This is a genomic window from Listeria goaensis (genome assembly GCF_900186125.1).
Lineage (GTDB): Bacteria > Bacillota > Bacilli > Lactobacillales > Listeriaceae > Listeria > Listeria goaensis.
In genome coordinates this window covers 19,409-28,238 of sequence record NZ_FYBQ01000019.1, presented here as the reverse complement: position 1 = coordinate 28,238, position 8,830 = coordinate 19,409, and the positions used below count along the sequence as shown (strand labels likewise).

11 protein-coding genes are annotated in these 8,830 nt (G+C 39.6%); all 11 read left to right on the top strand.

All coding sequences use genetic code 11. From position 1 onward, the window contains the following. Nucleotides 1–431: VaFE repeat-containing surface-anchored protein (locus CFT42_RS14410; protein ID WP_159458187.1), on the top strand; the 431-nt coding region annotated here is incomplete at its 5' end. A gap of 120 nt (nt 432–551) precedes the next feature. Then, nucleotides 552–893 (top strand): hypothetical protein, encoded by a 342-nt coding sequence (locus CFT42_RS14405; protein WP_088816514.1) that lies wholly within the window; start codon nt 552–554, stop codon nt 891–893. Nucleotides 894–1,121: 228 nt separating this feature from the next. Then, a complete protein-coding gene (locus CFT42_RS14400) occupies nt 1,122–1,472 on the top strand; it encodes a hypothetical protein (protein ID WP_159458186.1) in 351 nt (116 codons plus the stop codon). Between the two features lie 2 nt (nt 1,473–1,474). Then, complete coding sequence (locus tag CFT42_RS14395; protein WP_088816512.1) at nt 1,475–1,747, top strand: DUF2187 domain-containing protein; 273 nt, start codon at nt 1,475–1,477, stop codon at nt 1,745–1,747. A 91-nt stretch (nt 1,748–1,838) separates the two neighbouring features. Then, nucleotides 1,839–2,666, top strand: a complete 828-nt coding sequence (locus CFT42_RS14390) for a hypothetical protein (protein ID WP_159458185.1) — start codon at nt 1,839–1,841, stop codon at nt 2,664–2,666. A 1-nt stretch (nt 2,667) separates the two neighbouring features. Further along, entirely contained in the window at nt 2,668–2,856 is a 189-nt protein-coding gene (locus CFT42_RS14385) for a DUF6906 family protein (protein WP_088816510.1), read from the top strand. A gap of 923 nt (nt 2,857–3,779) precedes the next feature. After that, nucleotides 3,780–6,449: a helicase HerA domain-containing protein gene (locus CFT42_RS14375; RefSeq protein WP_088816508.1), complete on the top strand. Its 2,670-nt coding sequence runs from the start codon at nt 3,780–3,782 to the stop codon at nt 6,447–6,449. Then, nucleotides 6,433–7,296 (top strand): replication-relaxation family protein, encoded by an 864-nt coding sequence (locus CFT42_RS14370; RefSeq protein WP_088816507.1) that lies wholly within the window; start codon nt 6,433–6,435, stop codon nt 7,294–7,296. Before CFT42_RS14375 ends, CFT42_RS14370 begins: the two co-directional genes overlap by 17 nt. A gap of 14 nt (nt 7,297–7,310) precedes the next feature. Continuing rightward, on the top strand, nt 7,311–7,529 hold the full coding sequence (locus tag CFT42_RS14365) for a hypothetical protein (protein WP_088816506.1): 219 nt from the start codon (nt 7,311–7,313) through the stop codon (nt 7,527–7,529). Between the two features lie 11 nt (nt 7,530–7,540). Continuing rightward, nucleotides 7,541–8,590, top strand: a complete 1,050-nt coding sequence (locus tag CFT42_RS14360) for a conjugal transfer protein (protein ID WP_088816505.1) — start codon at nt 7,541–7,543, stop codon at nt 8,588–8,590. A gap of 17 nt (nt 8,591–8,607) precedes the next feature. Further along, nucleotides 8,608–8,826, top strand: a complete 219-nt coding sequence (locus tag CFT42_RS14355; RefSeq protein ID WP_088816504.1) for a hypothetical protein — start codon at nt 8,608–8,610, stop codon at nt 8,824–8,826. Nucleotides 8,827–8,830: the final 4 nt, after the last annotated feature.

The following is an 8,830-nucleotide window of genomic DNA, read 5'->3' as shown; positions in this document are numbered from 1 at the left end:
AAGTGAAGTATCAAGACTTAACTCCAGGTCAAACCTACGATATTCAAGGGACTGTTATGGATAAAAGTACAGGAAAAGCCTTAGTTGTCAATGGTAAAACAGTTGTTGCAACTGGATCTTTCACAGCTAAAAAAGCAACTGGATCAGCGAAAGTTGAATTTACGTTTAATACGAAAAATTTAGCTGGAAAAGACCTGGTCGTCTTTGAAGAGCTTTATAAAAACAAAGAATTGATTGCAGAACATAAAAATATCAACGATGCTAATCAGACCGTGAAAGTCGCAAAACCAAGTGTCATCAAACAAACGATTCATACGAACATGCCGAAAACGGGTGATCAAAACATGGTGATTTTTGTTTTACTAGGCGCTATTCTAGTCGCTCTAGCAAGCTTAGTTCTTGTAAGACGCAACAAAACAAAACAAAACTAAATGATAAGCTTCAAGAAGTGAAAAACAGGATCATAAAATATGAAATATGTATGTATACCGATGAAAAGCGCCTTTCCTAAGAGAAGGCGCTTTTGATTGGAATAGAAGGAGGAGAAGCGAGTGGAACATGGCTACCGCATCAAATTTCATACGAATTCCAGAGCGGTGACCGTTCTGTTGATTTTACCTTATGTGCTAGAGGAGGCTCTATGTGCCGGCATTATTGATGACTGGTTAGAGTATAAACTTAAAAATGGTGAACGGATACAATGCCAATTAAAAACGGCTCAGGGCAAGCGGAAATCCTATCGCCCAATCTCAAGAGAAGGGTTGGTGTTGGATCGAATTAGTTTGATTCAGCACGATGACTTGATACGCGAAAGACAAGGCCTTCCAGTAGTCAGTTTAACATCACTGGATAAGCACTTTATTGGGAAAAAACGATGGTCTACAACGAGATAATCAAGAAAAGAGGAAGAATAATGAAAATCAACAACATGACATGGAAACAAAAAATGCTATCAGGAGCATTGGCTACATCGCTATTTAAGTTATATCTACCAAGCAAAAAGTACGGAAATGAAAGAGTTATTAGGGGTTGACCGGGAACAGTTCGAAGCGCAACAGCTTCAGTTTTTTGAAGAGAGTGCCGGCGAAGACGGAAAAGAGCTTTAAATGGAAGTGATAAATATGAGTGAGTATCAAAATGAAAAAGCACGAAAACAAGCACAAGAGAGTTATTGTCAGAGCATGTTTTGGAAACACTGTATGAAGCTGAAGCCAGGAGTACTAGCTCCTGAAGTTTATAAATTTGATAAAGAGCATAAAATCGAAGATCGTCTTGACATGCGTTTAGAAGCCATAGCAAGTCTAAATGAACAGGACTATCCTTGCCTCATACCGGTTAGAGAGTGTGTAGAAAAAATCGCTTGTCATGGAACAGAAAAGGACAAAATCACTTTTTTTACCCAAGAAAAGCACTGGATTCAAGCTAAAGTAAACGATTTTCAAGTAAATCATCTAAAGGAAGGGAGTAGCTAAAAATGACCCTCATAAACTTAGGTAAAAAAACACGTTTTGGACCTACCACCCATGTTAGATCACCCAAAGGGAAAGTCAATGATTTAATTTCTTTCCGCCGCCAACAACAAGATTACGTTGGCTGGATTGAAATTTTTTATCCTCATTCGGTGATTGTACGTTTACTACCAGAATCGGCGAAACAGTTTGGCGAGGCGCGTACAGTTGTGAATTATAAACATTTTCACATCCTGGAAGAACCGTTAAAAAGTCGTATTTTACAGGAGATAAACTAGAATAGTACCAGTTACTGGTAAAGAAAGGAATGGAAATGCTTTGAATCGACACCTTACTTGGCCACAACGTATACAAAAATGGCGATATCACTTGAAACAAAAAGAAATGAAAAAACTTATTGCATGGAGGTTGCTTTATGACTCTCGAAAAGTGGCGCTCCTCCTTCAATATGGCGCAGCCTTATTTGTGTGTGCACGATTTTATCCTATATTTCGTGAGACATTGGGACAATGGCTCTATGATACGCAAGCTATTCCGAAAGAGAACAGCATAGACATAATTTCCTTGATTACGATGTATAGCATCGTCATTTATAGTGGTTTTAGTATTCTTTTTTTCATGAGTCAATACAAGAATCCAGGTAAAATAGTCGGGTGGCTCTTTGTTCCTTACCAACTTTTTACACTTTTCACAGGAAGTTGGCTAGTGGGCTTTGCCCCCAGTTGGACAAACAGTGAGTGGATGACAATCATCGTTTGGTTTTTAACGTATATATGGCTGGCTCTGCAGCCATTCTTCATAAATCGGATAAAAAACGGGATTTTCCAAAATGTTTTGCAGGAAAGTCATACCAAGTATTCGGATTATAGAAACACGCTGGTTGATTTTCAAGGCTTATCGAGTGAAGAACTCGTACCGATTTCAGACAGATGGAGACCGTACTTGAAAAACATGAAAGTAGAGATTATTCAAGTGAAACAGGCATATGATTCCAATCCCATCTTTCATGATTCGCAGGGAGTCACAATCGCGTTTCAAGATCCATCTGATGTGGACTATTTGAAGCTAAAGTTTACTTGTCAAGCAAAAGGTGTTCAATTTCATGATCAGACACAATGGGTATGCTATGGGAATGTGTATAGGTGTCCCACAGGGGATATGATTATTGAATTTGAACCTAAAAAAGGGAGGAATTAAGATGAAAGGCAACCCCAAAAATCCTACTCGAAAACAAAAACAGGTATTAAAAGCTCATAAAAAAGCACCAGAAAACTGGTGGGTCGTTGGGAAAACGGACAGCAAGCTCTTTATCCAGCATAAAAAATCGCAAAAATATAGTTCGGTACCATGGTTGACAGAGGAAGAGCAAAAGCGACGCTTGCGATGAGGTGGCTTTTGTTTTTTGAGAAAGGAGAAGAAAAATACGCATGAAAAAACAACTTTGGAAGATACGATTTACGGTAGAAGTGATTCTAGTCCTATTTGGTATATTTTGCATGGGGGGCGTGTTAGGACAAGTCTTCCTTATTTTTAATCACGTGAATACGACAGCCTCCTGGTTATGGTCCTTTGTGGTCTTATTCACGGCATTTTGTCTATTGATGCGTTATGTGCAGCGAATGCTTTATCTCGTGAAACAAAGAAGAAGTCAAGATGAATCGTGAGCCTCATTGGATAATCCAATGAGTAAGGAAAGAGGCATTCACTTTTGCATGAAGATGCATGGAATGATAGAAATCTATCGTTTCGTTTTTGATTTTGAAAAGTGCTAAGCTATGTAGCTATGCTTCTTTTTTTATGTGAGATTTTTTCACGGATATTGGAGCCGTGAATTCGGAAAAAGTGACTTTCCGTTTTTTTTGAAGTCACAATAAAAAGAATCAGAGACGGCCATTAAGGTGCAAATTGCCTGCCTATAAGATGCCATTAAGATGCAAAAAGGCGGATGAGTACCTAGTAGTCAATTTGCAGCATGAAAAAGAGTATAAATAGGGCTGTTTCAATGACTTTCGTATGACGCAACTTTTTTCTTAAAATGGAAATTCTTCTAAATTGTACCGATTAAAAAATTCATTTTTTTATATCGGCTACAGATTTAGCAAGATTTTCTAATTCTCATTCGTGAAAGCGTCCAGTCTTTTCTCTCTATTTCCTTTCGTTTATGGACTTGCTCGTTCATTATCTTCTTCCCATTACTCTATGTATTTACCGTTCCGAATCATCTTATTATCGCTTCGCTGATTTTGTATCAACATGCAGATTTCGCTTATAAATATACATTCTATATTATCGCAAGGAGGGGAGAAATTAGTGGCAAAAAAAAATAAAACAGATCAAAAAATAGAAGAATGGATTCAAACGAATCCAATTCTGTCTCTCGTGTTAGGTGGTGGCATCTTTCTTCTTATATTTGGTAAAAGGATTTTTTCTTCCTTTACCGTTTCTTTTCCAAAAGAGAAGTTTTTAGAAATTCAATCAATAGGGGAGAAAATACTTCTCCTTGTTCTTCTTTTGATTTTTATACGCTTCGTGTGGATTCAATTTTTTGCACGAAAACAATGGCGATATGAGCGTCTCCTTCCTCATGAAGATGATCAGTTTCGACCACAAGATGTGATTAAGCTGTTGGAGCGGCTTCAAGGAAGCCGACGAAACAACATTAAACGTCTTTTCTTAGGAAAAGAATGGTTCAGTTATACCTTGTATCGAGATGAAGAAGGGCAGGTGGGGTTTTACATTGGCGCAACGAACGATTTAATGCCCTTTATTCAAAGTTCCATCAAGAGTGTTTATGGTCGTGCTGAATTTTATCCCGGCTCCTTACCGATGCCCCAGGATTTTGGAAAGAAAAAAAGGTTTAGTGGTCGCATGAAGATGCATCGGAAACGTAATCGAAATGCGCTCCCATTGGCAGAATACACGTATGATGATCTTCCAGTTTTGATTCGGGAAATGCCTCCTGAAACATGGGTACAAGTCCTTTTTAGCCCTAATAGTGGACGGAAATTAAAGGAAAAAATGATGGAACGAGAAACCAATATTAAAGAAGTAGCCAGTACAGACCGCAATACCTTTGATAAACAAGAATTAAAAGGATTGAAGGATCGGAATGTTAGTCATCGAGGAGCCTTTGATGTGGTGATTTCCATGGCTTCCGTCTCTTCAAATGCAAAAAATCAAGTGAAACAAATGGGAAATCTCTTACGAGCTAGTTTAAGTGGACTCAATACGGTGAAATATCGAAAATTGAGAAATAGCGTCCGTGCTTTCCCACACCCTTACCGTTACACCATGATGATGACGAGTGAAGAACTGGCCAATATCGTCCATCTTCCTTTATTCGATAAACGACAAGTCATTGATGCCATTAAATTAATCACACCACGTAGTAAACGAGGGGCAGAACTGATTCCTAAAAATGTGATGGCTAATCCCAATGATGTGTTTATTGGTTATCTGGAACATCCGATTATCAAAAATCGGGCCGTTTATCTTCAGAAAGCTTTTATCGGGGAACATTTCGGCTTGTTTGGGAAAACGGGTTCTGGAAAATCAACCGTTCTAAATACATTGTTATCACAAGGGTTTGTTAAAGATTTTATTGAACAAGAAAGCGCAGCCGGTTTCACATTTGCGGATCCAGCACGCGATACAGTCATTGTGATTTTGAATCAACTTTTACATGCCGAACAACAAGGGGCCACAATTAACTGGGATAAAGTGCATTATTTCAGTGTTGCTAACTCCACACATCCATTTGCGATGAATTTGTTATATAAGATGCCTGGTCAAAAGGAAGGGGTGATTGCGGATGCGGTCACAGAATTGATTGAAGCGAACTTTCCACAACCAGCAGCCGTGGCAGCCCGATTGTTACGGTTCTGTATTCGGACGTTGCTTGCTGATCCGTATGAGACGCATACGATTTTGGAAGTCAATCGGTTATTGGATGATAATCGTTTTCGAGCACAGTTGTTGCAGGTCATTGGTCGAAATCCACGGAATTATGAAATTATGGATTACTGGCAAAATGATGCGGAAGGGAATATGAAAACATCAGCTCTTGCGGTTAAAAATCGAATCGACATGTTTGCCTCCAGTGAATCATTGAAACGAATCTTTGGCCAAAAAGAAGTGGAGTGGGATGTTCGTACGTATATGGATGAAGGTCATTTAGTCTTGTTAGATGTCAGTAATCTGTCGAAAAGTGAAATTGGTTTAGTCGTCGGTTATTTGGAATACATGTACTACCGAACGGCTGAAACACGCCCCCCGTACTCTCTATTACATCTGTTTGTGGTAGATGAACGGCATAAAGTCAATAATGTACCTGTTACACCCCGAATTATCGCAGAAAGTCGAAAATTTGGATTAGCGAGTGGTACAGCGACTCAGCGACTTCTTCAGTTATCGGAGGGGCATAGGGAAGCCATTACAGAGATTCAAGATAACTTTTTTGTCTGCCAACAAGGATCGAAAGATGCCGAAACAGCAGCGAAGTATTTAAGTATCAGTGAAAATGATCAAGTCAACCCCAAATATCTAACCAATTTAGAACCCAGGCGTGCAGTGATTCGTTTTAAGGAAAAAGTGGACGGCGTGGTGAGTACGTATCGGACAACAGTCGTCGTTCCACCATTAGATAAATTTAAACCCGATGGTCAAGTGGCCGATTACTTGGAAAAAGAAGATGTAAAACTCGCGAATGACTGGACGTATGAGAAAGCGCGTGAGTTGGAGGCACGAGAAGGCAAAACCATCGAAGAAGTAGATTTGGCGATTATGAAGTACATGAATCCCAATCAAAACTTCAGTGAACTTGAGGAAGAACAAAAACAAACCATGACGGAAAAAGAAATTGAGGAGGGGTATGAGTCCTTGCTTGAGCAGTTAGGTGATCCACCTGAAGAATATGAAACGGAAGGTATTTCTTTAGTAGATTTAGCGAAAGGAGAAAGCGTCGATGATTTTGACAGATAGGGACATTTCTCTTATTCAACGGCTACATCAATTTATTTATTTAGATAGCGCTTTTGCTCACGAGAAATTTTACGGAGACCTATATAATCGAGATGATTCTTTTCGTCGTCGGATAAAACAACTCGAACAAGCTCATTACATTCGTATTTTTTCAAGATGTGCTCTTCCAGATGGTACGGTAGGGAGTATCCTGACGCTTGCTTTAGAGGGCATACGATTGATTCAAGAAGTGGAGGGTGAACGTCAATTTTCGATTCATTGGTCACGCGAGCTTCAGGTTTGGTATCGTCACTCGATTTTGATTGCACATGTGGCCTTTTCTTTTGAGGAGAAAGCAGCTGAATACGGGCTTGAGGTCAAAGATTATGTTCAAGAAAATCGAGGTTATTACCAATTTGGTCAATCCAAAAAACAAGATGTCATCCGTCCGGATGGCTTTTTAATTGTAGGTCCGAAAAATCAAAACATCAATTTTGGCTTATTTTTAGAAATGGAACGTTCGCGAGGAACGAAAAAAGTACTGCAAGACAAAGTGGAACGCTATACACGTTTCCTTGAACGGAAAGATCAGCGAGATAAGTATTTATATCATATTGGGGCTGAAGCAGAAGTTCAAGAGTTTTTAATTGTATTTGTTGGCGCATCAGCCAATACCACCCAATTAACCAAGAATAAATTAGCCAGTTTAAAACCGAGAAAAGGTGAACGGCCTAGTATACTGCATCCAGGAATTACGATTCCAGTCTTGTTAACGACACTGGATGCCATCACGCGAGATCCATTCCAGGACATCTATTTTCATATGCATAAAACTCATATCGAGGAAAAAGCAGGTATTGTCATTTAAAAAGGAGGTGCACGATGAAACTGATTTCAACATTTTTAGGCATCCTTTTCGGGATGGTCATGCTCTTTCAATTTGTCCCCAACTGGTTTCCACAAACTGCTGAGACGATTCAAATGATGAAAGATGGTTTGCAAATGGGTCTCGATTGGTGTGTGGCCCATTGGGGGCGTGCTACATTTGGTCTCATTTTAATGGTGGGTCTCTTTTGGGTAGCCTATGGACACAAACAATAAGGAGGTTAGTTATGGATAAACAAAAGGAAAATAAATCCCTATGGCGTGGCTTTAAACGGATATGGGCGCGCGAAGGGGAACGACAAAAAGAAAAAAAGAAAAAAAGCGCGTCTAGGATACCGGGGCAACGTGCGAAAAGCTTTGGGAAAATGAGTTTTTGGCTACTTATCGTGCTAGTGGTTGTTTTAGCTGTTATAGGTTTTCAACAATCACGTATCACAGCAACCAAAATCCCTAAACAAAAATCTCATACAGCCAATCAAGCGATTACCCCACAAGCCACTGAATTTGGTCGCAGCTTTCTTCAAACCTATTACACATTTGAAACGACAGATGAAGGTGTCCAAGCCCATGAGAAACAGCTGGCGAGCTATCTTGTGAAGGGTTTAGATCCACAGGCTGGTTTAAATTTATCTAGTGTACAGGGGAGTAGTCGCGTGACCAAAGTGACGCTTAAAGACGCAGAAGAGAAAGGCAATCAAAAAGCCTATTTAACCTACCATGTTGAAGGGAGTCTTTTGCGGAAGTGGACAGACGAGAAAGTCGTGGAGGTGAAGCAAGGGGCTAAAAAAGTAAAGAAAAAACAAAAACAAACGAAACAAGAAACAAAGGAGTTTGCACAAGATGTAGTCGTTCCCGTGGAATATGTCAACGGGCACTTTTCTGTGTATGATTTACCAAAATTTACCGTCTATCAGCAAAAAGCCACTGGAGAATCCTTCCGGATTAATCCGAAGTATGAGCCATATAACGGTAGTACTAGTGAAATTCAAACCTTTTTAGAGACTTTTTTTAAATCCTATGCGGAAGATGATGCGGATAAGTTAGCGTATCTTGTCGCCCCAACCATTACCATTCAAGGGCTTAACGGTACCTTACAGTATAAAGAAATCGAAGAAAAAGAAATTCGTAGGGGAGAGGGTCACCAGTTGCTCGTTTGGGCGACGGTGAGTTTTACAAATCCGGATACAGGTTTAGAGACAAGCACGCGCTATCAGTTAACACTTCAAAAAGGAAAAAAAGAAAAGCGGTACCTGGTTCAAGAATGGAATCAACGCTAGAAGGGAGGTGAGAGAATATGCCAACAGCGCAAGGAATCTATGAATGGTTCAGTGGAGAATTGAGATGGGTATTTTTGGTAGCTGTTATTGTAGTGATTTGTATTTGTGCCTATAAGCGATCATTGATTGGTTTTGTGATGTCAGCCATTGGTTTGATTGTCATCGGAATGTTCGTTGTTAAACCCGATTTAATTTTAACGATTGCCGAATGGGCGAGTTCAGTGCTCTTTAAATAAGAAG

What these genes read in the sequence shown, in the direction of transcription:
- CFT42_RS14400 (WP_159458186.1), top strand. Translation starts at nt 1,122, where the DNA reads ATGAGTGAGTATCAAAATGAAAAAGCACGAAAACAAGCACAAGAGAGT.
- CFT42_RS14395 (WP_088816512.1), top strand. Translation starts at nt 1,475, where the DNA reads ATGACCCTCATAAACTTAGGTAAAAAAACACGTTTTGGACCTACCACC.
- CFT42_RS14385 (WP_088816510.1), top strand. Translation starts at nt 2,668, where the DNA reads ATGAAAGGCAACCCCAAAAATCCTACTCGAAAACAAAAACAGGTATTA.
- CFT42_RS14370 (WP_088816507.1), top strand. Translation starts at nt 6,433, where the DNA reads ATGATTTTGACAGATAGGGACATTTCTCTTATTCAACGGCTACATCAA.
- CFT42_RS14365 (WP_088816506.1), top strand. Translation starts at nt 7,311, where the DNA reads ATGAAACTGATTTCAACATTTTTAGGCATCCTTTTCGGGATGGTCATG.
- CFT42_RS14360 (WP_088816505.1), top strand. Translation starts at nt 7,541, where the DNA reads ATGGATAAACAAAAGGAAAATAAATCCCTATGGCGTGGCTTTAAACGG.
- CFT42_RS14355 (WP_088816504.1), top strand. Translation starts at nt 8,608, where the DNA reads ATGCCAACAGCGCAAGGAATCTATGAATGGTTCAGTGGAGAATTGAGA.